The sequence below is a fragment of the Bradyrhizobium sp. AZCC 2230 genome (assembly GCF_036924495.1).
GTDB classification, from domain to species: Bacteria; Pseudomonadota; Alphaproteobacteria; order Rhizobiales; family Xanthobacteraceae; genus Bradyrhizobium; species Bradyrhizobium rifense.
Window position 1 is genome coordinate 3,924,262 of sequence record NZ_JAZHRS010000001.1, and the last position, 26,304, is coordinate 3,950,565.

General features: G+C 64.6%; 17 protein-coding genes and 2 pseudogenes. 8 read left to right on the forward strand and 11 right to left on the reverse strand.

Annotation, left to right across the window (positions count from 1 at the left end; genetic code table 11):
• The first annotated feature begins 21 nt into the window (after positions 1 to 21).
• The 4 genes and pseudogenes from V1280_RS18835 to V1280_RS18850 all read left to right on the forward strand — a co-directional run bounded on the left by V1280_RS18835 (position 22) and on the right by V1280_RS18850 (position 8,848).
• Positions 22 to 4,698, forward strand: coding sequence for an autotransporter outer membrane beta-barrel domain-containing protein (locus V1280_RS18835; RefSeq protein ID WP_334527084.1), 4,677 nt, complete (start codon positions 22 to 24; stop codon positions 4,696 to 4,698).
• Between the two features lie 372 nt (positions 4,699 to 5,070).
• Positions 5,071 to 6,584 (forward strand): annotated as a pseudogene (locus V1280_RS18840) (ATPase domain-containing protein).
• Positions 6,581 to 8,287 (forward strand): response regulator, encoded by a 1,707-nt coding sequence (locus tag V1280_RS18845; RefSeq protein WP_334527087.1) that lies wholly within the window; start codon positions 6,581 to 6,583, stop codon positions 8,285 to 8,287. The pseudogene V1280_RS18840 and the gene V1280_RS18845 overlap by 4 nt, the downstream one beginning before the upstream one ends.
• 63 nt (positions 8,288 to 8,350) lie before the next feature.
• Positions 8,351 to 8,848 (forward strand): GNAT family N-acetyltransferase, encoded by a 498-nt coding sequence (locus V1280_RS18850; protein ID WP_334527090.1) that lies wholly within the window; start codon positions 8,351 to 8,353, stop codon positions 8,846 to 8,848.
• A gap of 82 nt (positions 8,849 to 8,930) precedes the next feature.
• Here V1280_RS18850 and V1280_RS18855 read toward each other — a convergent pair whose 3' ends face one another.
• Both V1280_RS18855 and V1280_RS18860 read right to left on the reverse strand, forming a co-directional pair.
• Complete coding sequence (locus V1280_RS18855) at positions 8,931 to 9,359, reverse strand: universal stress protein (protein WP_334527093.1); 429 nt, start codon at positions 9,357 to 9,359, stop codon at positions 8,931 to 8,933.
• Positions 9,360 to 9,484: 125 nt separating this feature from the next.
• Positions 9,485 to 9,853, reverse strand: coding sequence for a cupin domain-containing protein (locus V1280_RS18860; RefSeq protein ID WP_334527096.1), 369 nt, complete (start codon positions 9,851 to 9,853; stop codon positions 9,485 to 9,487).
• 195 nt (positions 9,854 to 10,048) lie between these two features.
• Here V1280_RS18860 and V1280_RS18865 point away from each other — a divergent pair.
• Positions 10,049 to 11,831 (forward strand): annotated as a pseudogene (locus tag V1280_RS18865) (B12-binding domain-containing radical SAM protein).
• Here V1280_RS18865 and V1280_RS18870 read toward each other — a convergent pair.
• Complete coding sequence (locus tag V1280_RS18870) at positions 11,828 to 12,427, reverse strand: TetR/AcrR family transcriptional regulator (protein ID WP_334527099.1); 600 nt, start codon at positions 12,425 to 12,427, stop codon at positions 11,828 to 11,830. The pseudogene V1280_RS18865 and the gene V1280_RS18870 overlap by 4 nt on opposite strands.
• A gap of 95 nt (positions 12,428 to 12,522) precedes the next feature.
• Here V1280_RS18870 and V1280_RS18875 point away from each other — a divergent pair, with 95 nt between their 5' ends.
• Positions 12,523 to 13,263 carry an SDR family oxidoreductase gene (locus V1280_RS18875; RefSeq protein WP_334538354.1) on the forward strand — a complete coding sequence of 247 codons (741 nt, stop codon included), beginning with the start codon at positions 12,523 to 12,525 and terminating at the stop codon, positions 13,261 to 13,263.
• Positions 13,264 to 13,385: 122 nt separating this feature from the next.
• Positions 13,386 to 13,748 (forward strand): hypothetical protein, encoded by a 363-nt coding sequence (locus tag V1280_RS18880; RefSeq protein WP_334527102.1) that lies wholly within the window; start codon positions 13,386 to 13,388, stop codon positions 13,746 to 13,748.
• 181 nt (positions 13,749 to 13,929) lie between these two features.
• Here V1280_RS18880 and V1280_RS18885 read toward each other — a convergent pair whose 3' ends face one another.
• Genes V1280_RS18885 through V1280_RS18900 form a run of 4 tightly spaced genes read right to left on the reverse strand, consistent with a single transcriptional unit; the run spans position 13,930 to position 17,843 of the window.
• Positions 13,930 to 14,478 carry a sterol desaturase family protein gene (locus V1280_RS18885; RefSeq protein ID WP_334527105.1) on the reverse strand — a complete coding sequence of 183 codons (549 nt, stop codon included), beginning with the start codon at positions 14,476 to 14,478 and terminating at the stop codon, positions 13,930 to 13,932.
• Positions 14,457 to 15,743, reverse strand: coding sequence for a hypothetical protein (locus tag V1280_RS18890; RefSeq protein ID WP_334527108.1), 1,287 nt, complete (start codon positions 15,741 to 15,743; stop codon positions 14,457 to 14,459). The genes V1280_RS18885 and V1280_RS18890 overlap by 22 nt, the downstream gene beginning before the upstream one ends.
• A 7-nt stretch (positions 15,744 to 15,750) precedes the next feature.
• Positions 15,751 to 16,146 carry a hypothetical protein gene (locus tag V1280_RS18895; protein WP_334527110.1) on the reverse strand — a complete coding sequence of 132 codons (396 nt, stop codon included), beginning with the start codon at positions 16,144 to 16,146 and terminating at the stop codon, positions 15,751 to 15,753.
• Entirely contained in the window at positions 16,146 to 17,843 is a 1,698-nt protein-coding gene (locus V1280_RS18900) for an AAA family ATPase (protein ID WP_334527111.1), read from the reverse strand. Before V1280_RS18900 ends, V1280_RS18895 begins: the two co-directional genes overlap by 1 nt.
• Positions 17,844 to 18,003: 160 nt before the next feature.
• Here V1280_RS18900 and V1280_RS18905 point away from each other — a divergent pair, with 160 nt between their 5' ends.
• Positions 18,004 to 18,843 (forward strand): class I SAM-dependent methyltransferase, encoded by an 840-nt coding sequence (locus tag V1280_RS18905; RefSeq protein ID WP_334527113.1) that lies wholly within the window; start codon positions 18,004 to 18,006, stop codon positions 18,841 to 18,843.
• A 9-nt stretch (positions 18,844 to 18,852) separates the two neighbouring features.
• On the opposite strand, the gene V1280_RS18910 is transcribed toward V1280_RS18905, so the two are convergent.
• The 4 genes from V1280_RS18910 to V1280_RS18925 form a co-directional block, all read right to left on the reverse strand.
• Entirely contained in the window at positions 18,853 to 20,547 is a 1,695-nt protein-coding gene (locus V1280_RS18910; protein WP_334527116.1) for a di-heme-cytochrome C peroxidase, read from the reverse strand.
• Positions 20,548 to 20,857: 310 nt separating this feature from the next.
• Positions 20,858 to 21,103, reverse strand: a complete 246-nt coding sequence (locus V1280_RS18915; protein WP_334527119.1) for a hypothetical protein — start codon at positions 21,101 to 21,103, stop codon at positions 20,858 to 20,860.
• Between the two features lie 25 nt (positions 21,104 to 21,128).
• A complete protein-coding gene (locus V1280_RS18920; RefSeq protein WP_334527122.1) occupies positions 21,129 to 22,253 on the reverse strand; it encodes a DUF2336 domain-containing protein in 1,125 nt (374 codons plus the stop codon).
• Between the two features lie 352 nt (positions 22,254 to 22,605).
• Entirely contained in the window at positions 22,606 to 26,238 is a 3,633-nt protein-coding gene (locus tag V1280_RS18925; protein WP_334527125.1) for an AsmA family protein, read from the reverse strand.
• Between the last annotated feature and the right edge of the window lie 66 nt (positions 26,239 to 26,304).

Genomic DNA, 26,304 nt, shown 5'->3' on the forward strand with positions numbered 1-26,304 from the left:
TGAGAACCGTAGGGAGAGCTCATGATCACTCGTCGCTGCGCTCGCTTCGGGAAGAACTGGCTCGCCGGTGCGGAGGAAAACGGCCGATCGCTGCGACGACGATTGATGATGGTGTTGCGGCGGGCACAGCAGGCCCTCGGCCTGCGGCGCGATCGGCTCGGTCTCGGTGCGTTCGGCATCGGCGGTGTCGCGCCGGCGCGTCGCAGCCGGTTCGGCGCGCCGCGCAGCGCGAGCATTGCGCTCACCTCGTTGGCGCGCTGCGGAATAATGGTCGCGCCGCTTTGCCTTGCCGCCACGTCGGCGCAAGCAACAGATTACTTTTGGGACACGAACGGTGCCACGGCAGGCGCTGGCGGGCCGGCGCCGAGCGGAACCTGGAGCGCCGGCGGCACGACGCTATCTACCAGCTCCACCGGCACCGCGGCCACAGGCGCGGTCACCACGACGACGGCGGACCGGCTGTTCTTCTCGGCGGGAACGGACGCCACCGGCGCCTATACGGTGACGGTGAACGGGACACAGAGCATCAACAGCTTGATCTTCCAGGAAGGCACGGCAAGCCTGATCGGCGGCACGGTCAATTTCGGGGCCGCAGCCGCGACCATCGACAGCGGCGCCACGTCCGCCACCATCTCGTCCGTCCTGACCGGCACGGCGGGCCTGACCAAGGCCGGTACGGGCGCCCTGACCCTCAGCGGCGTCAACACCTTCAGCGGCGGCGTCAACGTCACTGCCGGCAACCTCACCGTCATCGGCGACGCGGCGCTTGGCGCCGCCAGCAACGGCATCACGATGGCGGGCGGCACCCAGCTTACCGCCAACAGCGGCGCCCCTCTGGTCGCCAGCCGGGTGGTCACGCTCACCAGCGGCAGCGTCACCCTGAGCGGCGCGCGCGTCGGCGCGGCCCGCTTCACCGGCGCGGGCGGGATCATCGCGGTTTCCGGGGTCATCCTGAGCAACAACGCCAACGACTATACCGGCCAGACCCAGTTCGCGGGAGCGGGATCCAACTTTTCGTTCAGCTCCATCGCCAATCTGGGCGTGGCCAGCTCCCTGGGCGCGCCGACCACGGTGGCCAACGGCACGGTCCTCGTGGCCCCCACCAGCGGGACCCCGGTCCTGAACTACACCGGCACGGGCAGCAGCTCGAACCGTAACTGGACGATCCAGCCCGTCAACTTAGGCGGCTTCACGCTTGGTAATGCGGGCAGCGGCGTCCTGACGCTGACCGGCGCCATCGCGGTGACCAGCGGCGCATCAGCCAACATTCGATTCAACGCCACCGGGGCCGACATGGCGCTGCTCGGCGTGATCAGCAACGTCACTCCGAACCAGCCTCTGTTCTTCGGCGGCTCCAGCGGGCGCACCATCACGCTCGGCGGCGCCAACACTTATGCCGGCACCAGTTCTATTACAGTCGTGACGGTGCAGGCCGGTGTGCTCGCGAACCTAGGCGTGGCCAGTTCCCTCGGAACCGGCTCGGGCAGCGGCACCGTCGGCATCAGTTCCAACGGCGTGTTGAGCTATACCGGCGCGGGCGCCAGCACCAACCGCGGCTATCTGCTCAACAACGGCACGCTCCGCAACGACGGCAGCGGGGCGCTGGCGCTCACCGGGACCATGGCGATCACCAACACCGCGACGCTGGGCGGGAGTTTCAGCGGCGCCAATACGATCTCCGGCATCATTTCCGGCGCCGGCAATCTCGTCGTCAATACCGCGGGCAGCTGGACCCTCACCAACGCCAACACCTATGCCGGCGGCACGACGATCAGTGCCGGCACACTGCAGCTCGGCAACGGCGCCACGACCGGCTCGATTCTCGGCGATGTAACCAACAACGGCGTGCTGGCGTTCAACCGCTCCGACGCAGTCACGTTCGGCGGAGCGATCTTGGGCACAGGCGCGGTGAACCAGATCGGCCCGGGCACGACGGTGCTCACCGGCAACAATAGCTTCACTGGCCTGACCACAATCTCCGCCGGCAGTTTGATCGTCAACGGCGACCAGACGGCGGCCACTGGCCTCACCACGGTGAACAACGGGGGAACGCTTGGCGGCAACGGCGTCATCGGTGGCAGCGTTGCTGTGGCCGATGGCGGCACACTCGCGCCCGGCAATACCGGCGGGGCTCCCGGCACGTTGACGATCCAGCAGAACCTCGCGCTCAGCGGCGGATCGGCGCTGAACTACAATTTCGGCCAGGCCAACGTCGCCGGCGGGGCCCTGAACGATTTGACCAAGGTCAACGGCAATCTCACGCTCGGTGGCACGTTGAGTGTGACGGTGTCACCGGGCGGCACGTTCGATCCGGGGGTCTACCGGGTCATCAGCTACAATGGCTCCTTGACCAACAATGGTCTGCAGGTCGGCACGATTCCATCGCCGGATTTCTTCGTCCAGACCTCGATCGCCAACCAGGTCAATCTCGTCAACACCGCGGGGCTGACGCTGAACTTCTGGGACGGCGCGGCTGGCCCGAAGAACAACGGTGTGGTCAACGGCGGCAACGGCATTTGGCAAAGCTCCGCCGGCAATGACAGCTGGACCACCGCCACCGGGGCGGTGAACGCGCCATTCACCGACGCCGCATTTGCGATCTTCGCTGGGATCGGCGGCACGGTGACGGTCGACAACAGCCACGGCCAGGTCACGGCCGCGGGCATGCAGTTCGCCGCCGATGGCTATCATCTGACCGGCGGTGCCATCGCTTTGTCGGGTTCGCCGACCTCGATCGTCCGCGTTGGCGATGGCACGCTGACGGGCGCAAGCTTCATTGCGACGATCGACAATGTGCTGAGCGGCAGCACCCAGTTGGTCAAGACCGATCTCGGCACGCTGGTTCTGAACGGCGCCAATACCTATACCGGGGGCACGGCAGTCCAGGGCGGGACGCTGCGCGTTTCCAGCGACACCAATCTGGGTGCGGCGAGCGGTGGCTTGACCCTCGATGGCGGTACGCTGCAGACCACCGCGAGCATTGCCAGCAACCGTCTCGTCAGCCTGCCGAGCGCCGGCACGTTCCTGACCGACTCCGGTACCACGCTGACCCTCAACGGCACGCTGTCCGGTGCGGGCGGTTTTGTGAAGGATGGCACCGGCACGCTGCTTCTGAACGGCGCTGCCACCAACGCCGGCAGCACCACGGTGGCAGCCGGCATGCTGCAGGCGGGCGCAGCGAACGTGTTCAGCGCGGCATCGGCGTTTTCGGTCCTGAGCGGCGGCACGTTTGACCTCAATGGCCACGACCAGACTGTCGCATCGCTTGGCAACGCGGGCACGGTGAGGCTGAACGGCGCTGCCGGCACGACCCTGACCGTGACCGGGGATTATGTCGGCGGGAATGGCTTGCTTCGTCTCAATACCGCTCTGGGTAGCGACGCTTCAGTGACCGACCGCCTCGTGGTTCAGGGCAACACCCTGGGCGCCACGGCCTTGCAGGTTACCAATGTCGGCGGCACTGGAGCGCCGACCGTCGAAGGCATCAAGGTCGTCGATGTCGGCGGCGCCTCGAATGGCACCTTCACGCTGCAGGGGAACTATGTCATTCAGGGCCAGCAGGCGGTAGTCGGCGGCGCCTACGCCTATACGCTGCAGAAGAATGGTATCAGCACGCCTGCGGACGGCGACTGGTACCTGCGCTCCAGCCTCGTCAATCCGTCGAGCTCGGCTCCATCGGCCCCTGCCGCACCTCCCGGTCCGCTCTATCAGCCAGGTGTTCCGCTTTACGAGAACTATGCCCTGATCTTGCTCGGCCTCAACGAGCTGCCGACATTGCAGCAGCGTGTCGGCAACCGCTATTGGGGCGGCACCGATGCCATGGCGCGCGCAGGTATCGCGCCAGTGCCGGGTGACGGTTCGCCGACGCCATCGGCATTCTGGGGGCACATCGAAGGTAGGCGCGTCGACCTGCAGCCCTCTAACACGACCGGCTCGACCTACACCGCCGATCAGATGAAGCTGCAGGCGGGCCTCGATGGTCTTGCGCTGGAGAATGAGCGGGGCAGGCTGATCGTCGGCCTCACGGCGCAATATGGTCTGACGACGGCCAACGTCACGTCGCTCTTCGGCAACGGCCGCATCCGCGTGGAAGGCGCTGGCGTCGGCGGCACCCTGACCTGGTATGGCGACAACGGTTTCTATGTCGATGGCCAGGCGCAGTCGATGTTCTACCACAGCGATCTTTCGTCGGTGCTGACCGGAAACATGACGCACGGCAATGAAGGGCTGGGCTATGCCTTCAGCGTCGAAACCGGCAGGCGGATCGCAGTCGGCAACGGCTGGTCACTGACGCCGCAGGCGCAGCTCGCATATTCGAAGGTCGATTTCGACAGCTTCGCCGATCGGTTCGGCGCGCGGGTGACGCTGCGCGATGACGACAGCTTGCTCGGCCGCGCCGGACTGGCGCTCAGCCATCAGAAGACCTGGAATGACGGCTCGGGCATCGTGCGCTCCAACGTCTACGGCATCGCCAATGTCCACTACGAGTTCCTCAACGGCACGAGCGTCGATGTAGCCGGCACCAGCTTCGCCAGCGCGCCAGACCGGCTGTGGGGTAGCATCGGCGGCGGCGGCACCTACAGCTGGGCCAATGGCCGCTATGCCGTCTTCGGCGAAGTCTCCTACAATGCGAGCCTCGCCGATAGCTCTGATAATCACAGCTACAAGGGCACAGGCGGCTTCCGCGTGGTTTGGTAAGCGACCACGTGAGCCGCGAGCGCAATCGGCCTTGGCCGACTTGATGAAATCGTCCCGGCTTTGACCGAAGAGCGCTGGTCTGCTCTGCGCCGCCTTCAAGGTGCGGCCTGCCGGTGCTGGAAAAGATCGGCTGGGTTTTGAGCGTATTTCGTCAAGGCCGGGCTTGTCCCGGCCATCCACGTGCTTTCTGGTTAGGGTAAGGACCGGTTGCGGCGCGACATGAGCGCCGCTGAACCTGCGCACCAAGCCTGCTTTCCGGAATGGAACTCGGGGCCCGTCCTGCAGTTCCTACTGTCGTCCCTTTCGGTCGAAGCCGCAGCAGCGGGACATTACCGATGACGCCCTTTTCGGGTGAAAGCGTCAGGAAGTTCGATGATCAGCAAAGCCAGCGCCGCTCCAGACGGTGAGTCCCTTGATTTGCCGAGGATTTCGACAGGCAGCGAGGGGCTGGATGACATCCTCGGAGGAGGCTTCGATCCCAACCGGATGTATCTCTACGAGGGAAGGCCCGGCACCGGCAAGACCACGATGGCGCTCCAGTTTCTGCTGGAAGGGGTCGTGGCGGTGAACGCGTGCTCTACATTTCCCTGTCCGAAACCAAGCGAGAGCTGGATCTCGTCGCCAGACGCCACGGCTGGTCGCTCGAGGGTATCGACATCTTTGAACTGGTGCCGCCGGAGACGACGCTCGATCCGGACCGCGAGCTCACGGTATTCCATCCCGCCGAGATGGAGCTGAGCGAAACGACCAACCTCGTTCTCAGGGAGGTCGAACGCATCAATCCCACCCGCGTGGTGCTCGACAGCTTGTCCGAGCTGCGCCTCCTTGCCCAGAACCCGCTGCGCTACAGGCGCCAAGTGTTGGCCCTGAAGCACTTCTTCACCAACCGCAAATGCACGGTCGTGCTGCTCGACGATCTCACTTCGTCCCAGGATGACCTGCAGTTGCACTCAATTGCGCACGGCGTCGTGATGCTCGAGCAACTCGCCATCGATTACGGCGCGGAGCGACGGCGGCTTCGCGTGATCAAGATGCGTGGCATCCGGTTTCGCGGCGGCTTCCATGATTTCACGATCGAAGCGGGAGGCTTGCGGATCTTTCCCCGCCTGGTCGCCGCCGAGCATCACAGGTCCTTTCTCGGTGAGCTCGCATCGAGCGGTAACGCCGAGCTCGATCAGCTCCTGGGAGGCGGCCTCGAACGTGGCACGAACGCGCTCCTCATTGGCGCTGCCGGAGTCGGCAAGTCATCCGTTGCGCTTACCTATGCAACATCTGCGGCCCAACGTGGTGAGCACGCCGCCTTCTTCGCATTCGACGAAGGTCGCGGCACCGTCGAGGCGCGCGCCAAGACACTCGGCTTGCCTCTTGAAGAGTATGTCGCTTCCGGACATCTCCGGTTCCAGCAGATTGACCCAGCCGAGTTGTCGCCGGGAGAATTCGCGGCAAATGTACGGAAGAGCGTCGAAGTCGACAATGCCCGCGTTGTCATCATCGACAGCCTGAACGGCTATTTGAGCGCGATGCCAGACGAGCGATTTCTCATCCTGCAAATGCACGAACTCCTGACCTATTTGGGGCAGCAAGGCGTTCTGACAATCCTGGTCCTTGCTCAACACGGGCTGGTCGGCCCGATGGATACGCCACTCGACATCAGCTATTTGAGCGATGCGGTGGTCATGTTGCGCTATTTCGAGATGGCCGGAACGGTGCGGCGCGCATTGTCGGTCGTCAAGAAACGCAGCGGCCACCACGAGCACACCATCCGTGAGTTTCGTCTCGGCAGCGCCGGCATCAAGCTCGGCCCGCCCCTCCGCGAGTTCAGCGGCATCTTTTCCGGTAATCCACAATATACCGGCAAGGGAATGCCGGAAGGATCCTCCGGATGAGCGCAGACCGCGATCAACAGGTTCTCGTATTTGCTCCGATTGGCCGCGACGGGCCGGCTTCCGCCGAACTTTTCCGCAGCGCGAACCTTCCAGCCATCAATTGCCGGAGTCTCAATGACCTGGTCAGCGAGATGACGGCCGGCGCGGGGGTGGTTTTCCTCGCCGAGGAAGGCCTGTTCGGGCAGGACACGGCGTCGCTGGAGCAATGGATCGCCAGCCAGCCGCCATGGTCCGACCTCCCCTTCGTCGTCCTCACCAGTCACCGCGAGCAGCCTGCGGTCGTCGCCTGGCGCCGCGGTATCGTCGCGCTTCTCCGTAACGTCTCGCTGCTTGAACGGCCGGTCCAGCCGATGACGCTGACGAGCGCCATCCAGTCCGCGATGCGAGCCCGGCGGCGCCAATACGAGATTCGCGCTTTGCTCGAGGCTCGTGAGCAGACGGCTCAGCAGCTCGAAAAGCTGGTCGTCGAGCGCACCCGTGCGCTGGCGGACGCCAATGAGCAATTGCGCCTTGAAATGAACGAGCGCGCCCGGGTCGAGGAGACGCTTCGCCAGGCTCAGAAGATCGAAGCCATCGGCCAGCTGACCGGCGGCGTGGCGCATGACTTCAACAATCTGCTGATGGTCATTTCGGGTGGCCTGGACATGCTCGACCGTCAGAAAGACCCAAACCGCCGTCGCCGCTTGATGGACGGGATGGTCCAGGCCGCACAGCGCGGGGCCAGCCTGACCAAGCAGCTGCTTGCGTTCTCTCGCCGGCAGACGCTCCGGCCGGAGCCGGTCGACGTTGCCTCGCAGATGGGCGGCATGCGCGAACTGCTCGATCGAAGCCTGAGAGGCGACGTCCACGTCGAATTCGAATTTCCGGACACGCTCTGGCCGGTCGAGGTCGATCCCGGCGAGCTGGAGTTGGTGATCCTCAACCTCGCCGTCAACGCCCGTGACGCCATGCCCAATGGCGGCACGATTCTGGTGCGAGGAGAAAACCTCCCCGACCTGAACGACGAGCAGATCGCCGGAGATTTCGTGCGTCTGTCGGTCATCGATACCGGCGTCGGCATGGGGCCGGAGATCCTGTCGCGCGTGTTCGAGCCGTTCTTCACGACCAAGGAGGTTGGAAAGGGATCAGGCCTCGGGCTTGCCCAAGTTCACGGATTTGCGACGCAGTCGCGGGGGACGGTCCGCATTCGATCGGAGCTCGGCCAAGGCACCAGCATCGAGCTCTACCTGCCGCGATCGCTCACCGTTCCCTCCGGGGAGCGGCATCTCATCGATCTCCACATGGCACGGCCGAAAAAGAGCACCCATGGCCGAATCCTTCTGGTCGAAGACGACGACGAGGTGGCCGCACTCGTGAGCGAGATGCTCGGACAGCTCGGCTACGAGGTCACACGCGCAGCCAGCGCCGCCGCCGCGCTCGGCGCCCTGGCCGACGGCCGCGCCGTCGACCTCATCTTTTCCGATATCATGATGCCCGGCGGCATGAACGGGGTCGAGCTGGTGCAGGAAATCAAAAGACGGCGCAGCGACATCCCCGTCCTGCTGACCAGCGGCTATTCAGAGGCTGCCGTCCATGAAGCTGAACTTGCAGGTATCCGGATTTTACCGAAACCTTATCATATCGAGGAGCTGGCGGCGGCGCTCAACGCGGTAAAGTCGGAACTTGGGCTTGAAACGGAGTCCAGGCGATCCAACCGACGCTGACATCGCGTGGCCTCGCATCGCGAAGCGGTCGACATCAGGTTTCAAAAGCCGCTATCTGTCTCCATGGATCAATTCAGCACTGACAGATTGACCGCCGAGCGGCTAAGCGAGGGCCACCTCGCCGATCTCGTCGTACTCCATCTCGATCCCGACGTCTCCCGCTTTCTCGGCGGCGTGCGCTCGGCCGAGGTCACGAAGACCTATCTCGCCACCAACATGGCGCATTGGGACCAGCACGGCTTTGGGCTCTGGGTTCTGCGAACGAAAGACGGCGCGTTCGCCGGGCGAGCTGGAATTCGGCATATCCGCGTGGACGGCATCGACGAGATCGAGATCGCCTACACGTTCAAGCGCGATCTCTGGGGCCAGGGTCTTGCGAGCGAGATCGCGACTGCAATGACCGACATCGGGCTGTCACAGCTGAAATTGCCGTCCCTCATCGGCCTCGTCTCCGTCGCACATGGCGCATCGCGCCGCGTGCTGGTGAAGTCGAACTACCTGCTCGAGAAAAGCACGACGCATCACGGCGAGGACGTGGTGATCTACCGCGCCCAACGGTGAGCATAAATCCGGATTGCCCGCTTCCAGCGTGCCGGGACCGACGAGGCCTAGCCGGCGCGTAAGGCCTGTAAGGTCCACGCATTCACTGACAAATCAGCACGGGAGTTTTCGCCTGCGTCAGAACCTTGTTGGTCACACTACCGATCAGAAGCATCGAGAGGCCGCTACGCCCATGGGATGACATGACGATGAGATCGCAACCATTATCCTCAGCTGCTGCGATGATGGCCTGATGGGGTTGGCCGTTCTCCAATTGAATCGGCTCACAGGCAACGCCGGCCTCCTTGGCCGCCTTTGCCGCGCGATCCAATGCGCTCTTGGCCTGTTCCCTGCGCAGTTCGGCATATGTTGCGACTGCTTCACGGAACCGCCCCGTCATTTCTGAAAACGGCTCCACAACGAAGATGACAGATATCTTGGCTCCAAGGGACTTCGCCAGCGCCAACCCGTGCGTCACGCCATGCTCCGCCAGCTCGGACCCGTCAGTCGGAATGAGAATATGCCGGTACATGCTTCGCCTCCCGCTCCTCTGGATGCATCACTGCCTTCCGTAAATAAGCTGGGCCCGCATTTCGGATATAGTCTTGAGATAGATCAATCCCCCGGCCCAACGCCGCAACACCGCACTGTCATCGCTTACGGCTCCATCGTGTAGGAGCGCCCGGGCTCGAGCGCGTAGATGGTGAGAAAACGGAGCGGACGGTCCGGGTCACAATTGCGGAAGTGCGTGTGTGGAAGATCGGCCCGGTCCTGCAGGGTCTCGCCCGCGCGATATTGTCGCGGAGCGTCATCGCCATAAGCGGACTCGGCAACGCCTTCGACGATATAGATCGCGCCCGCCACGGGATGGCGGTGAAGCGGAGCGACGCCGCCCGGCGGATAGGTGACCTCGACGACCATGAGTTCCTGATTGCCCGGCAATGGAAGACGCTCGAGAATTTTGCGTGTGACGCCGGCGAAGCCTGTTTGTGGAGCGCTTTCCTGACCGTCGGGACGTTCAACCATTGGCCACCTTTTTTGCGTACGCCGGATTTATAGACCAGCTCGTAGGATACCCATCCTTACGAACCTTCCAGATACTGTGCTGACAAGGGCTAACCGGCACGCAAGGTCTGCATTTGACCGAACCGGACACAAACTGTCGCAAAACAAATTACCGAAACGTGCTAGCTAAAAGGGTCTGAAACCGGGAAGTGACCCATGCCTGCTTCGGCCCTTCCGCTCAAACGGCGATTCCAGCTCGTACTCATCAAACCGTCACATTATGGCGAAGATGGATATGTGATCCGGTGGTGGCGGGCGACAATTCCCTCGAATTCGCTCGCCAGCGTGTATGGAATTGCCCAGGAATGCCTGACGCGTCGCGTGCTGGGACCCGATGTCGAGATCGATATGGAGGCGATCGACGAATTCAGCACCCGGGTCGACATTCCAGAGCTAATGGCACGCTTTTCGCGGCACGATCATTTCGGTGTCGTCATGCTCGTGGGCGTGCAGTCGAACCAGTATCCTCGCGCTCTCGATATTGCCCGTCCGCTACGCGAAGCCGGCATTCAGGTCGCGATCGGCGGTTTTCACGTCTCGGGTTGTCTGTCGATGCTCGACGGCGGCGCGGTCGATCTGGAGGCCGGCCGCGCCATGGGCGTTTCCTTGTTTGCTGGCGAGGCGGAAGGTCGCCTCGATATCGTGTTGCACGACGCTGCTACCGGAAAACTGAAGCCGACTTACGATTTCCTCAACGACTTGCCTGGCATTGACGGCACGCCGGTGCCTTTCCTGCCCGTTGAGAACGTGCGGAAGACTTTGGGTCTGAGTACCAGCTTCGATGCCGGACGCGGCTGTCCCTACCAATGCTCGTTTTGTACCATCATCAACGTGCAGGGACGCAAGTCGCGATTCCGGTCGCCACGACGATGTCGAGGCACTGGTCCGAAGCAACTGGGAACAGGGTGTCTACAAGTATTTCATCACCGACGATAATTTTGCACGCAACAAGCATTGGGAGGAAATCCTCGATCGCCTGATCTGGCTGCGGGAATCCGAGGGCATTCCCCTCGGGCTTTTGATCCAGGTCGATACGCTTTGTCACAAGATCCCGAATTTCGTCGAGAAAGCGAAACGCGCAGGTGTGACTCGCGTATTCATCGGGCTCGAGAACATCAACCCCGACAATCTTCTGGCGGCAAAAAAGCGGCAAAACAAGATTACCGAATATCGGCAGATGCTTCTGGCCTGGAAAGACCAGGGCATCCTCACGCTCGCGGGCTACATCCTGGGATTCCCTGCCGATACGCCTGAATCGATCCGCAACGATATTGAAATCATCAAACGCGAGCTGCCGATCGATATCCTCGAGTTCTTTTGCCTGACCCCGTTGCCAGGCTCGGAGGATCACAAGACCCTCTGGACTGCCAATATCCCGATGGATCCCGATCTCAACAATTATGACCTCGAGCACGTCTGCACCGCGCATTCCCGCATGTCGCAGGACGAGTGGAAGGCCATCTACCGGGATGCCTGGGCGATGTACTACACGCCTGAGCACATGGAAACGCTGCTGCTCCGAGGCGCAGCGACCGGCGTCAATATGAGCAGCCTGGTGAAGCTGCTGTTGACGTTCTCGTTGACGCAAAGGCTTGAGCAGGTCCATCCGCTGCAAAGCGGGATCATACGGTTACGTCATCCCTCCGAACGTCGTCCGGGCCTGGCCGCTGAAAGCGCTCTCTTGTTCTGGCCGAGGCTGACGCTCGAGATTGCGCGCAAGACAGTCGTTACGATCGCTGCATTGTCACGTCTCGCCGTTCTGGGCATCAAGATTTCCCGTACTCCCAACCGTCTCGACTACAGGGATCGTGCACTGTCGCGCAGTGATGATGAGGACGAAGGCGCGCTCCAGTTGCTGACCCAGACTTCAAGCGCAAAGCAGGCCGCAGCGCACCAGAAGAAGGTGTTCGATCTCACACATCGACCGGCGCAGAGCTAACCCCGGCCCTCGCCCGGCCACGCCGCCATCGCCGCCTTGGCTGCACCTCTCAGTTCCGCCTGCGTGGCGCCGTCCTTGGCCTGAATGGCCATGCCCTGGAAGACGCCGAGATAGAGCCGGCTTAGCGCGTCGATGTCGGTCGCGGCGGGCAATTCGCCGCTGGCGACTGCCGCCTCTAACCGTGCGCGCAAATTGTCCAGCAGATCGAGCCTGACCTTTCTCACCTCGCGCGCGATGGTGGCCGGCCATTCGTCGCTGATGGCGCCGAGCGCAATCATGCAGCCGGCGGGCGCCGTGCGGGATTTCGGTAATGTGTCGGCCGCCTTGATCAGCAGATTCTCGACGCCGGCGCGCGCGGTCGCCCCCTCCGCGAGCTTGTCCCAGACCGCCTGCCCCTCCGTCGTGGCGTAATGCTGGAACGCCGCCAGGTACAGCGCCTCCTTGCTCTCGAAGGCCGCATAGAGGCTGGGCGAGCGGACGCCCATGGCCTCGCACAGATCGTTCATCGACGCGCTGGCAAAGCCCTTGCGCCAGAACAGCAGCATCGCGGCCTCCAGCGCCGCGTCGCGATCAAATTCCCGTGGCCGTCCCGCCATGACGTCTCTTTCTGTAATGATCAACACATAATTCACTTGACGCGGGCGATCAAGATCCCAGATATTCTGTGTCGATCACTACAGAATAGGAGAAGATCATGACACTGGCAGGAAAGCGGGCGCTCGTGACGGGCGCAAGCAGGGGTATCGGCGCGGCCATCGCAAAGGCGCTCGCCGCGGAAGGCGCCGATGTCGCCATCACTTACGAAAAGTCTGCGGACAGCGCCGCGAAGGTCGTCGACGCCATCAAGGCCTCGGGTCGGAAAGGGGTCGCGATCCAGGCCGACAGCGCCGATGTCGCCGCCGTCAAAGCCTCGGTCGACAAGACCGTCGCCGCCCTGGGCGGACTCGATATCCTCGTCAACAATGCCGGCATTCTGCGCCTGGGCGGCCTCAATGATATCTCGCTCGCCGACATCGATGCGCTGCTGAACGTCAACGTGCGTTCGCCGATCGTGGCGAGCAAGGCGGCCTTGGCCCACCTCGGCAAGGGCGGTCGTATCATCACCATCGGCAGCTATTTCGCCGACCGCGTGCCGGCGCCGGTACTCGGCGTCTACGCGGCATCGAAGTCGGCGCTGATCGCGTTCAACAAGGCGTTGGCGCGCGAGCTCGGCCCCAAGGACATTACGGTCAATCTGGTGCAGCCGGGCTCGATCAACACCGACATGAACCCGGCCCACGGCCCGACCGCGGAGACGCTGAAGCAGTTCATGGCGCTCGGCCGCTACGGCGCGCCGGACGACATCGCCAATGCGGTGGCGTTCCTGGCGAGCGAGAAGGCGAAATACATCACCGGTTCGGCCTTGACCGTCGACGGCGGTGCGAACGCGTAGACGACAAGGACGTGACGGCCGGGCCGCGATTCGGCCCGGCCGGATTTTCCGTTCGTGCGCCTGCAAAGAATCCCACTCGAATTTGAATGGCGTTCCCGCGATCGACTGTTTATGGTCGACCCATGTCGCGCCTCTTATGTCTGTTTGTTGCTGTCATCCTGTCGCTGCTGCCGGCCACAGCGCCTGCCGAGCCCGTCGCAAAAAAGCCCAAGCAAGCCTGGCACGGCTACGGGTTCCTGCCGGGCTATCGCCAGCCGCTGAGCAACAGCCAGCCGATCTTCATGCAGAAAAACGGGTTCAAGCGCTACGCGCGCGAAAACCAGCGCCCCTGGTACATCGATCCGGTGCCGAGCTATTACCGCTACATTGACGGCGAACGATACTATTTCGGCCGGCCCGGTTTTGGCGGCTCCCGCTACAATGGCGGCAGTTTCGGTCCGTGCTGGACCCGGACGCCGATCGGCGCGATCTGGAATTGCGGCTGATTGCACGACGGATCCATTCATGTCTCCACGAGTCTGAAATCGTAGGGTGGGCAAAGGCGCATTTGCGCCGTGCCCACGGATCCAGCACTACGACAGAAAGTCGTGGGCACGCTTCGCTTTGCCCACCCTACGATAGCTGCGGCCAATCGGCCGGTCGCGCTTCAATCAGGATTGAGCGCGCTCATTCGGAACAATACGTTCCGAACACGCGATCCCACATGCTGGTGACCACGCCGAAATTGCACGGCCGCTTGCCGTAATGATGGCGCGTATGGCGGCGCTTCAGGCGCCAGAGATATCCGCCGCGCTTCACGGGATGATGATGAATGATGTGGTGAAGCGCGCCGAAATAGATGTAGCCCAGCATCAGTCCCGCCGTGACGGTGCAGGCGCTGCCAAACCCGACCAAGAGCCACACCGGCAGCAGCGATCCCAAACAGATCGAGCCCAGGCTCAGCCACAGCGGCGAGCCGACCAGCGCGCGCGGATCGGAATGGTGCATGTCGTGCAAGGCGGCGAGAAAGGCCGGACCATGCAGGGCGAAGCGGTGAATGACGTATTCGGCGAGGCTCCAGAGCAACAGCCCGCTTGCGAAACCGATCACCGCTTCGTCCCAGCGCAGCGGCTCTCTCAGGAGCAACGCGACCGCGACCAGCACGGCGCTTGCGAGGGGATAGAACACGAAATCGGCAAAGTACAAGAAATTTTTCAGTCGCATGGGTTTGCGCATGGGCTGGTCTTGCTGGAACGCTCCATGGCCGCCCGTGCTTCGAAAATCTCCGGCAACTCCTGTGCGTTGGTGAACATCCCGACCACCGGACTGAGCACGCTGTGCGCCTGCGCATCCGTTCCGCTCGCCTGATACAGTCGGGCCAGCGAAAGGGCTGCGCGCAGCTCGTACGTCGCGGTGTGCTGCGCTCGTGCGGTCTCGATGGCCTGGATGAACGCGGCCTCCGCGGCGACGATATCGATAGGATCCTTGCGCAGCAGCAGCTCGCCGCGCCAGCGCAGGATCTCCGGCGTGAACCATTCCTGTCCGGTCCGCTCCACCTCGACGAGCTGCTCGTCGAGGATCGCGAGCGCCTCGTCGAACTGCCCCTCGCCGGCCTTGGCTTCCGCAAGCAGCGTCCAGGTCAAGGGCACGTAGAGCCCGGTTGCCATCTTCCCGACCAGCGGCAGCGCGATGGAATCCTCCATCTCCTGGAGCCCGGCCGTGCGCTCGCCGAGACGGCAACGGATCCAGCCGTTCCAGAATTTGCCGGCCCGCGTGTAGAGCAGAAGGCCGTGCTCGCGGCTGAGCTCGATCACCGCATCGACATGCGGCCTCGCGCCTTCAGGATTGCCGCGCACCGCCTCGAGCACGATCTTGTGGAAATGCGTGTAGACCATCGTCGCGACATGGCCGCTGTCGGCCGCACGGCGGATCGCCTGCTGCGCCAGTTGCTCGGCGCGATCGACTTCGCCGAGCGGCCACAGCACCAGCGCAAGGTAGATCGCCGCGGCGATCCCGCAATCGTGGCCGTACAGGAAGGCGAGATTGCGATCGTGCTCGTCGCGGTAGATCGTGATCGCCTGCTCGAGATGCTGCTTGGCCTCGACGAAATTGCCCTCGAACCAGCGCGTCATGCCGCAGACGCGATGCGCGATCCCCGCCTCCGGCGCGTCGGGCCGGTCGGCGGTATCGTGCAGGAACGCCTGCGCGAGCTCCTGCATCGATCCGAGCTCGCTGCGAACGAGGCTGCCCACCCACAGGCCGTAAGTGGCGGCGAAGCGCTCGGGCGCGCCCTTGAGGCTGGAGGCGAGCTCGCGCGCGCGTGCGAACGCGACCGACGTCTCCGGCGCGCCATAGCCGCGCGTTGCGATCAGCGCGTTGCCATAGGCGATCTGCAATTGCAGCCGCCGGCTTTGTCCGGCCGGGCTTTCGCTGAGGCCTTCCGCAAGGCCGATGGCCTTGGTCAGATGCGCGATCGCCTCGGGATAGGCCGAACTGCGCAAGGACCGGTCACCCCGCCTTGCCCCACCACTCGACGGCGTCCTCGACGAGGCCGGCCTGCGTGAGATGATGCGCGGCGATTTCCGGCGCTGCGGCGGCGGCGTCCGGGAATTTCTCCTGGAGCACGGCTGCGATCCGCTCATGCAATCGCCGCCGGCTGCTCCGGAGCAGGCTTTCGTAAGCTGTGTCCTGCACCAGCGCGTGCTTGAACGTATAGACGCTTTCGGGTGCGGAGGCGCTGCGGAAAATCAGTTCGGCGGCTTCGAGCTGGGCGAGCCGGGCATCGAGCTCCGCATCGTCCTTGTCCGAGATCGCACGCAGCAGCACGTCGGAGAATTCGCGGCCGATGACGGCGCACACTTGCGCGACCTCCTTGGCCGGCCCGAGCCGGTCAAGCCGCGCCATCAGCGAATCCTGGAGCGTCGTCGGGATCGACAGGCGCGGCAGGCTGCCGGCCATCCTGTAGCGGCCGCCCGCCCCCTTTTCGAGAACGCCCATCTCGAGCACCGTGCGCGTCGCAGCTCCTCGACGAACAGCGGGATGCCGTCGGTCCGCGTCGCGATCTGCGTGACCAGCTCGGACGGGACCGCGCGGCTGCCGATCACCTCGGCGATCATGCGCTGGACGTCGCTCTCCTTGAGCCGTCCGAGCTCCAGCGTCGTCAGATTCGCCGGGCCCATCCATGGCAGCGAAAATTCGGCGCGGAATGTCAGCACGAGCAGCAGGCGAAGCTGGTCGGCCAGCCTGACCGCGAGCCCGAGCAGCTCGAGCGAGGTCGCATCGGCCCAATGCAGATCCTCGACGATGCAGACCACCGGCGCCTCGGCGCAGAGGCGCTGCAAGCGCTGGATCAGCGCGGCGAGGGTATTGCGCCGCAGCTGCTGCGGGGTCCAGTCGAGCGGCGGATAGCGTCCGTCGGTGGCGATCGACAGCAGATCCGCAAACAGCGGCACCAGCGTCGGCGTCTTCAGATCGCTGCGCCCGAACAGCGCTTCGAGCTTGCGCAGCCGCTGTGCGTTGCCGTCGCCGGCGCCAAGCTTCGCCGCCCGCTGCAGCTGCGTGATGACAGGATAGAGCGCGCTGGCGCGATGATGCGGCGAGCACTGATAGCGCAAGCGGATGTGCGGCTCCGCCGCGACCCGCTCATTGAGGAAATGCGCCGCCAGCCGCGACTTGCCGATGCCGGGCTCGCCGGAAATCAGCACGACCTGGCCCTGGCCGCGCCAAGCCCGCTGCTTGCACTCGGCCAGCCGGTCGAGCTCATGCTCGCGGCCGACGAAGCCGGCGAAGCCCGCCGAGCGGTAAGCTTCGAAGCGGCTCGCGGACGGCGATGGACGTTCCACCGCCCAGATTTCGATCGGCTCGGTGAATCCCTTGATCGCGCGCGTGCCGAGCGCGCGCAGCTCGAACAGATTGCCGAGCAGCCGCCGCGTCGAGGAGGCTGTGATGACGGTGCCGGGCTCGGCGAAGGCCTGCATCCGGGCCGCGAGGTTCGGCGTCTCGCCGATCACCTCGAGCCGGCTCGAGGCGCCCTTTGCGATGAGATCGCCGACCACGACGAGCCCGGTCGCAATCCCGATCCGCACCTCCAGCCGCAATCCCGGCTGCACGTCGATGGCCTGGACCGCGGCGGTGATCTCGAGCCCGGCGCGGACCGCGCGCTCGGCATCGTCCTCGTGAGCGGATGGATAGCCGAAATACGACAGGATGCCGTCGCCCACCAATCGCGAGACGATGCCGTCATAGCTCGCGATGACCGCGGTCGCGGCCTCGCGATAGGCTTGCAGGATCTCGCGCATCTCCTCGGGATCGAACTGCTGCGACAGCGCAGTCGAACCGACGAGGTCGCAGAACATGATCGTGAGCTGTCGGCGCTCGGCGCCCGCGTCGATCTTCGGTGCGAGCAGACGCGCCCGGGGAACGTCGAGCTCGGCAATCGAACGCAGCAGCCTGCGCCGGTGCCCCAGCACGACGCCCATGGTCGCGAGATCGCGATCCGTAATCTCGGAGAGGATGTCGAAATCAATGCCGTGGTCGGAAAAGGACTTCAGGTATTGAGGGAGGCCGACCTTCTCCAACCAGGCAGCAACCTGCCCAGTCATCACGCGGGGTCCGCTATATCTGTACTAAACCTAAAGTATATCCCCCCAAGGAATGAAGTCAATCGCGGCAGGCAAGCGTCGCGCTTGTTGACGCATCAAGGACCCTGGCTCATGCTTGATGGTGGAAGCGTTCCCCATTTTCGCGTGAGAGTATTCATCCGTGAAGCAGGACCCGTATCCGACGGCGGCAAGCCCGATCCACTCGGCCGTCGTAAAACTGTTTTATTCGCGCGCCGCGCGCCAGCTTTTCACCAATGCCTGGTACTCCCTGCTGAGCAACCTCGACAGGGACGCCGCGATCCGGTTCCTCAACTACGGCTATGCCTCGCTGAACGGCGAGCAGGTCGCGCTGCAAGCCGCCGACGAGCCCGATCGCTACGCGATCCAGCTCTATCATCATGTCGCATCGGGTTCCGCGATCGAGGGGAAGGATGTGCTGGAGGTCGGAAGCGGCCGTGGCGGCGGCGCGTCCTACATCGCGCGATATCTCCACCCCAAAAGCTACACCGGGCTCGACATCTGCAAGCCGGCGATCCGCTTCAGCAAGGTGCGCTATGCCGACCAGGGCAATCTCGCCTTCCGCGTCGGCAATGCGCTCAGCCTGCCGTTCGCGGACGAGAGTTTCGACGTCGTGGTCAACGTCGAGAGCGCGCAGCATTATGGCGACATGGGACGCTTTCTGGAGGAGGTCCACCGCGTGCTCAGGCCGGGTGGCGCCTTCCTGATGGCGTGCTTCGAAGACCGGTCGAAGGACGTGTACCCGCGCGAGGCCCTGGCCCAGTCGCGCTTGCGCCTGATCCAAGAGGACGACATCACCGCCAATGTGGCGCGCGCGCTGGAGCTCGACGGCGCGCGACGCACGGCGCTGGCGGACGAGATCGTGCCGCGGATGCTGCTCGGCGTCTCACACGAGTTCGCCGGCATTCCGGGCACGCAGCTGCATGCGTCCTTCGCCGACGGCACTTGCCCCTATTATTGCTTCACCTGCCGCAAGGACTGAAGCGCCCGCTCAGAGCGTCTTGAGATATTCGATCAGCGCCTTGCGGTCGTCCTCGGTCATATCCGTTCCGTAGACGTGCCCGGCATTCGAGTTGCCGCGCACGGTCGTATCGAACAGGAACGCGCCCGGCGCCTGCGCCTTCATGTCGTATCCCACGATGTCCGGATTGAACTCCCAATTGCCGACATAGAAGGTCTTCGGTCGCTGCCCTGGCGGCAGCAGGAGATCATTCAGCGACGGCACCGAGCCGTTGTGCAGATAGGGCGCCATCGCCCAGATGCCGTTGAGCGGCCTTGCCCGGTACGCGAGCGGTGCCCTGTACTGGTTGGGACGCCCGCAATTGATCTCGGCGGCGCTGGCCGCGTTGTCCTTGGACCGGCCGATCCACTGCGCGGCGATGTTTCCGGTGAGAACCTCGGCGGCCTTGTAGTTGGACATCACGTCCGGACCACCGATCTTCGACAGCGCGATTCTGCGGCGGTTGAACGTCGTCGCCTGCTCGGGATCGGTGCCGATCCTGCGGAGATCGACCAGCGGGACCTGGATCTCGCTGCAAGCCCCGGAAGCCGCTTCAGCAGGCGCGGCTTCGTGGCAATTCGCGCACGCGCTGACATAAACAAGCTGGCCGCGCAGCGCCCGCTTCTGGTCGAATGCACCGAGAATGGCTTCGGGCCAGCGCGGAGAGCGCAGATCCATCAGCTTGCGCTGGCCCCAGACGACATTCTCCATCTGGACCCCGTGCATCACGTCGGGCGTGATCATCGTCGCGTCATGCTTGATCGGCGCGAGCACACCCAGCGCCTCGACGATGTTGCGCGTCAGCGGCTGACGGATCGAGGCGTTGTACAGAACCCAGCTGAAGCGCGGCGTGTCCCACAGCGCCGGGTATCGCACCGGCGCGGTCAGATGCGCGTAATTCCTGGTCTCGCCGATGTCCGACGGGTCGGTCATCAGCCTGAATGGTCCGGCCAGCAGCTGGTTCAAGCCGGCGCCATGCGCATCCAGCCTGCCCGCCCCGCCCGCCGTATCGCCGGAGTTTCCACCGACGATCTGGTTGAACTTGGCGGCCGCCTGCAGGACGCCGCCGAAACATTGCAATCCGCTCTGCACGTCGGCAGGCGGCGCCTTCACCCGCGCCATGAAGCGCTGCCCGGCCCCGTCCTGATTCTGCAGGACCGCGGTGATCGACCCGACCAGCTGTCCGACGAATGAATCGATATCGATATGGGACGGACCGCCCTCGATGCGGATCTGCTGGCCGCGATAGCTGACTTGCCCGGTGTGACAGCCGGCGCAGCCAAGGCCGAGCCAATTGCCTCTCCAGCAGGCGTGCCTGCCGTCTGGAATATCCACCGGCGTGCTGTAGAGACCGATCGCGAGACCGTCCGGATTGTTGGTCGGGTTGACGGATTCGGGGAGGAAACCCAGACGCTGCAAATTGTCGGGCGCCTTGATCAACGCGGTTTGCCCGGAAGGCTGTCCCGGCTGCTCCAGCGCGACGAACCATTCATAGGGGATCAGCGCCGTTCCCTGCGAGATGAAATGCCAGCGATCGGCGGTCTCGTCACTCCAGCCCTGTTGCAGATGGACGGGACTGCTCGGCGCTGGCTTATCTTGAGGCTTGTCTTGGGCTAATGCGACGATGAAGCCGGCGAAAAGGGCGGCGACGGCAATCAATGGTACGCGCACATCAAATTTCATCATCGGCTCCAATCAGGGTGAAGCTCTCAATCATGACGGCGTGAATGCCGTCGCTACATCGCAATCAGCAATCGTGCGCCACCGATGGCGCTGCGCGCAGCACCGGAGGCCTTCCAGATATTTTCGTGCAAATGACAATGCGCGGCGAGCACGTGCGCTCGCGCCGAACCACCAACAAGGAAGACACGCCGCCCCATAGCGACCGCTCCGAACCCCATTGCCTGCAGCCGCCTCTCGGCGCCCGCAAGTGGAGGCTACATCATGTCGGATATAAGCGCAAAGGTAGAGATGGGCCGATCAGACTTTACGTCCGTTACCGGAAATATCCCAGCACGAGATCGGTATCCGCGCTGGCGGCGACCGTGCCGTTCAGCTCGGCGTCGATGACGCGGCGGCAGGCTTCGATGGCGGCGTGGTCGCCGAGATCATTGGCGGCTTCCAGCACGAGCCATGCGGCGTCGACCGTGGCCTTCTCCGGAGCCGCTCCGCCGGTCTCGGCGTCGAGGTTGTTGGTGAGGCTCTTGTTCTTGCGAACTGCGGTGCCGAATTGAGGCAACATTGCAAATACTCCCTCGATGTCCCGTTCAGTGAACCTGGAGCTCGGGCTGACGACCCGTCGCGGGATCGGTGCCGGCGCTGTTCTTGCGCGACTGGTAGAACTTCAGAATGCTGCGTGACGTTTCGATCTTGAGCCGGCCGAAATCGCGCTCATTGTCGTGGAGCTCGCGCGCCGTGATCAGATGATCCTTGGCGCCGAGGAACAACAGCGACATCGTCGTGTCCCAGGAGAAGTCGAGCGCCTTGCACAGCACCAGGATCATCTCCCGGTTGCGGTCCATCAGCGCGCGCTCGATCACGTCGACCGGCAGCGACGACAGCAGCGAGAGGCCGATCTGCACCTCGTCGAAGCGGTGCTGGCGCGCATAGTTCGAGATCGAGACCTGGTTGAGGTTGCCCTGCCGGTACTGCGTCGTCACCACGCGCTTGGCGACGAAATAGCTGCGCGAGGACGGGCCGAACTTGGACTGCAAATCGCCGGTGACCTCGGTCACCGAGCTCTGGATCTGCGACATCATCTCGGGGCGCTCGGTCTCGAGCCGGCGGCGGACGTCTTCCGACGCCTTGGAGATGAGCTGCTGGAAGATGTGACGCGGCACGTCCTTGCGCAGGCCGAGCTGCTCGGCGAGGATCGAGTCACCCTCGGCGCGGCGGACCATGTGCAGCAGGCCCGAGCCGGAGAAGCGCGCGCCCTCGTTCCTGGCGACCGAGGTGACAACCTCCTGGTTACCACGCTTGACGAGCACGTCGGTGACGGCCTCGCCGATCGCATCACGCTGGGAGATCGCGAGCAGATGCGCCTGGCCCTTGGTCATGGCGCTCGCGACCAGCACCTTCTCGTCGATCCGGGTCGAGTCGCGCAGCACGGGGCCGGCGACCGCGATCTCGTCGTCCAGAGCGAGCTTCTCGATGACGTTGAGCGGAGCATGGTCGCAGCCCGCCATCAGTTCGGAGAGCTGCGCCCGCGCTTCGACCTCGATCTCGTCGGCAAGCCGGCCGATGACCTCGCCGAACATGCTGATCTCGTCGTCGACGTAACGACCGGTGATCAAAAGATCGGTCGCATGCCACAACGCCTTCGCCCGGCTTTCGTCGGTGCCGCGCGCGATCGCGTCGTCCAGATCCTGCAGAAGCGTTGGTGCCCCGTTCATCTCGATAACCCCAGTTCTTGGTAGTTCCTCGGCGAGCCATCCTGCTTGTGCGGGCCGGACGCCGAATTCCTCTGGGAACCGACACTAGGGATCAAACGCGAGAATCCAGTAAAATCAGCAGCTCAGTTTTGCCGACGAAAATTCGTTCAAATGCGAGCGACTGTGGTTACCACCGCGCAAGGCGGAAGGTGCGCTCCCTCTCCCGCTTGCGGGAGAGGGTTGGGGAGAGGGTGCCTCCGCAGTGGGAGCCCCCAAGAGGATAGAACCCTCACCCGCGCCTTCGGCGCGACCTCTCCCGCAAGCGGGAGAGGTAAGAGGAGCCCGCGGCCCAATCTCCCAAATCAACTTCGCCCTACGGATTCGACGGCGTCAGGACCAGCGGTGGCTTCGGCCGGGGTTTTGCCGGCGGCGGGCCCGGCGCGGGCCGCACCTCGATCGGCGGCGGCAGGGGCGCGACCTGCTGGCTTGCAAGCGGCGGGCTCGGCACGGCGGGCGCTGCAAGCGGCGCCTTCGGCATCGGTGCGACCTTGGGCTCAACCTTCACCTTCGGCGGCGCGCGGCGCGGATCGCGGCCGGGCATCGGCACGTCGGTCAACGACGGCGCGGGCTCAGGCTCGGGCGACACCAGCGTCGGCAGCGCGGCGGTGGCCGGCGGTGGCTCGCCGCGCTCGATGGCGTCGAGCCTTCGCGTCTCGCGATCGATCGTGCGCACCGCAAGCCACGACGACAACGGCGTGAGATCGACGGTGCGGCTGAGCCTGTCGGGCGGGCCTGCCGCAAACAGCTGGATCTCCGGCGGCGCGCCGGAGAGGCCGGTCATGATCGGCGTCAGGCTGGCGCGGATGTCGGCCTGGTCGGCGGGAATGTCGTAACCGCCGGAAACGATCGCGCGGGCGTTCTTCGCTTCAAGGGGAGTTGCGCCGACGCGCAGGCGGCCGTCACGGATCGTGAACGCGATCTGCGCCGAGGCAACCGCAATAGGAGCGGCCGACAATGCGGGCTCGACGAGCTGGCGCAACCGGTTGTCGTCGCTGACCTGCCCGCCGTCGCTGGCGCGGATGGCGATCTCGAAGGCGCGCGGATTGAGGCCTGAGATTTCAGCTGCGTCCAGCGTCACCGTGCCGTTGCCGGCGAGCGCGCCGGTCAGCGCCGAGACGCTGCGGCCCTGGCTCGTCAGCGTCATCTGCACCGAGACGCGCCCCTTGGGCAGCGCGAGATCACGGTAGCGCAGCGACGCCGCATCGACATTGGTAAGATCAAGGTGCACGTTCAGCGCCAGACCGTTGGCGCCGTTGCGCGCATCGAGGCTTGCGGTCATCTCGCCACCACCGACGCCGCCCTTGAGTGCATCGAGCGCGAGCGACTGACCATCGCCACTGATCGTGCCGCTGAACGGACGCATCTCGATTCCACCCGGCCAGTTGCCGCGCAATGCCTGGAACGCGATCCGGCCCCGCCAGCCGCTGACGAGACCTGCGCTCAGCGGCTGGCCGCTGTCACGTCCGGCCGCGCCGACGGCAAGCGCAAGCGCCGGCATCAGATCGAGCGTGTCGAGCCCGAATTCGCCGTCAACGCGCTTCTCCTGATCGAGCGTCATGGCGAGACGGCCGCGCAGATGCGAGCCGAAAGCGGTGCTGTCGAGATCGTCGAAGGTCAGGCGATTGCCGGATAGTCCGACGCGGGAGGACAGGCTCACATTCTGTGCTGATTTGTCGGCCGGGCTGGTCCCGAACAAAGGCGCCAGATTGGCGTTGCGGACGCGCAAGTTCACGCTGGCCTTCGGCTCCGGCGCCGACAATTCGACGCTGCCTTGCGCATCTGCATCAAGCCCGCCGCCGCTGAGCTTGGCGTTCAGTTGCAGGGGCCGGCGCCACGCGCCGCTCACTTTGCCCTCGATCTGCGAGGCGCCCTCGCCTGCGGCGACCAGACGATCGAGGCCGAGCAGCGCCGTCAGCGAAGCGGCCTGCGGCGATGACAGTTTCGACTCCAGCGTGAAGTCGCTGTTGCGCAATTTGTCGATGTCGATGCCGTTGACCGCGGCGACCGGCAGCTGCGCGGTGAGCGTCGCGGTGGCCTTGAGCTGCGGCGCATCGAGATCAAAGACGGCGCGCGCGTCGCTGCGATCGGCATGTTCGGCGTTCTTGTCGAGGCTGAGGTCGAGCTTCAGCCGTGTTGCGCCCGGCAATGGCGCGATCGCATCGAAACGTGCGCGCAGCGCAGGCGCGATCGGCTCCAGCAGCGCCGTGAGATCGCCCAGCGAATTGGCCGAGGATTTCAGCGCGAGCTTGCCGGTGGCCCTGGTGCGATCAAAACTGCCGCTCGCCTCCGTGGTCACGCCGCTGGCCTGGCCGAAGCGCAACTGCTCCAGCGACAGCGAGGTCGGACCGTAGCCGAGCTTGGCCGCGAACGGCCGCAGCTCCTGTCCGGCCGAGATCGCGCGCCCGATGTCAAGCGAGAGTTTTGCCTCCTCCGGCCATTCGCCCTGCGGTCCGGCGAGCGCGCGGACAAAACTCGCGGCGGCATCGAGGTCGAGCCGGTCGGCCTTGAGGTCGGCATCGATCCGCGAGCCTTTGCTGGCACCGGTCTGCGCGAAGGCGATGCGTCCCTCGACGGCGCCGCCTTCGATGTCGGCTTTCATTTTGTCGATGGCGAGATGGTTGGCGGCGATCGTCACGTCGCCGGCAAGGCGGAGCGGTCGCGTGCTGCGGCGGTTGACCTCATTGCGGCCCAGGAGCCACGCCACCAGCGTATCGGGATCGGAGGACTCGACGCTGAGCCGGCCGCTAAAGCTGTCGGCACCGGGCGTGGCGCCGTTGAGCGACAACTGCGTCGTGCCGGGCGCGCGCAGCTCGAGCCGCTGAAAGGTCCAGGATCGGCCATCGGTCTGCAGCTCGGCGGTGATGTTCTGGAGCGGACGGCCACCCAGCATGATCTGGTCGGAGTTGAACTCGATCTGTGCCGGGATCGGCGCCTGCGGAATCGCGGCAAGACCTCCGCGCAACGCCGGCAGGATGCGCAGCGGCTCGGCATCGTCCCGGCCGGCGAGCTTGTCGGCATCGACCTGCCGCGCCGACAGCACCGCGCGCAGCAGCGGCGAGGCGCCAAACCTGAGATCGCCGACGCCGCCGAGCTTCAGCGCGGCGTCTTCGGGACCAAAGCTGGCGTCGACCTGATCGAATTTGGCACCAGCCGGATCGGCCTTGAGTTTTGCGGTGAGCTTCCACGGCGTCGGGCCTGCCTCGCCCGGCTTCTTCGTCGGCGGCACAGCCAGGGTCAGCGCGCCGTCGAATTTCGGCTGGCGGTTGTCGAAGGCAAGCACGCCTTCGAGATCGGCCAGGACGGCACGCTCGCCGGGATCGATGTTGAGGTGAAGGCGGGTGGCGCTGCCGTCGGGGCTCGGGCCGGAGGAGACGCGGAAAGGATAGCGCGTGCCTGCGGCAGTGAAATTGCCATCGCCGCGCACGGAGCCGGCAAGCGAGCGCACGTCGCCGGAGAAGACGATGTCGTTGAGCTCCAGCGTCGCGCGGCTGGCGGCGTCGTGAAGCGCGATGCGGCCGGTGAGGTTCAGCCGCTCGATGGCGAGCGAAGCGAGGTTGAAGGTACCGCTCGCGGTGGACGGCAGATCGACCTTGCCCTTGGCGTCGAGGCCGAGATCCACCGCCATGCCACCGACCGAAAGCTCGGTGGCGCGCCATTCGCCCCGCATCAGCGAGCTCAGGCTGAACTCAACGTCGAGCTTGTCGGCGCGCAGACGGCCGAGATCGTTGTTGCCGCCGAAGGTGACTGAGCGCAGCCGCAGGGTCGGCGCCGGCAGGAGCCGCGCATCGAGCGCGCCCGCCACGCGCACCGGCACGCCGATGATCTGGCTCGCCTCCGCCTCAAACTGGGGCCTGAACTGGTTCCAGTCGACGAAATAAGGCCCGATCAGCGCGGCCAGCAGCGCTAAGATGAAGGCAATTGCCAATCCGAGCAGCGTCGTCTGCACGGGTCTCCCCTCGGCCAAGCCGGCACCCGGGTCAAACCCAAGCTGACAAACCAAGCTTCAGGCGCG

Excerpts from the sequence above, each read along its gene's own strand:
- V1280_RS18880 (WP_334527102.1), top strand. The coding sequence starts at position 13,386 with ATGTCGCGCCTCTTATGTCTGTTTGTTGCTGTCATCCTGTCGCTGCTG.
- V1280_RS18845 (WP_334527087.1), top strand. The coding sequence starts at position 6,581 with ATGAGCGCAGACCGCGATCAACAGGTTCTCGTATTTGCTCCGATTGGC.
- V1280_RS18850 (WP_334527090.1), top strand. The coding sequence starts at position 8,351 with ATGGATCAATTCAGCACTGACAGATTGACCGCCGAGCGGCTAAGCGAG.
- V1280_RS18920 (WP_334527122.1), bottom strand. The coding sequence starts at position 22,253 with ATGAACGGGGCACCAACGCTTCTGCAGGATCTGGACGACGCGATCGCG.
- V1280_RS18910 (WP_334527116.1), bottom strand. The coding sequence starts at position 20,547 with ATGATGAAATTTGATGTGCGCGTACCATTGATTGCCGTCGCCGCCCTT.
- V1280_RS18835 (WP_334527084.1), top strand. The coding sequence starts at position 22 with ATGATCACTCGTCGCTGCGCTCGCTTCGGGAAGAACTGGCTCGCCGGT.
- V1280_RS18895 (WP_334527110.1), bottom strand. The coding sequence starts at position 16,146 with ATGGCGCGGCTTGACCGGCTCGGGCCGGCCAAGGAGGTCGCGCAAGTG.
- V1280_RS18855 (WP_334527093.1), bottom strand. The coding sequence starts at position 9,359 with ATGTACCGGCATATTCTCATTCCGACTGACGGGTCCGAGCTGGCGGAG.
- V1280_RS18915 (WP_334527119.1), bottom strand. The coding sequence starts at position 21,103 with ATGTTGCCTCAATTCGGCACCGCAGTTCGCAAGAACAAGAGCCTCACC.
- V1280_RS18900 (WP_334527111.1), bottom strand. The coding sequence starts at position 17,843 with ATGACTGGGCAGGTTGCTGCCTGGTTGGAGAAGGTCGGCCTCCCTCAA.
- V1280_RS18885 (WP_334527105.1), bottom strand. The coding sequence starts at position 14,478 with ATGCGCAAACCCATGCGACTGAAAAATTTCTTGTACTTTGCCGATTTC.
- V1280_RS18860 (WP_334527096.1), bottom strand. The coding sequence starts at position 9,853 with ATGGTTGAACGTCCCGACGGTCAGGAAAGCGCTCCACAAACAGGCTTC.
- V1280_RS18870 (WP_334527099.1), bottom strand. The coding sequence starts at position 12,427 with ATGGCGGGACGGCCACGGGAATTTGATCGCGACGCGGCGCTGGAGGCC.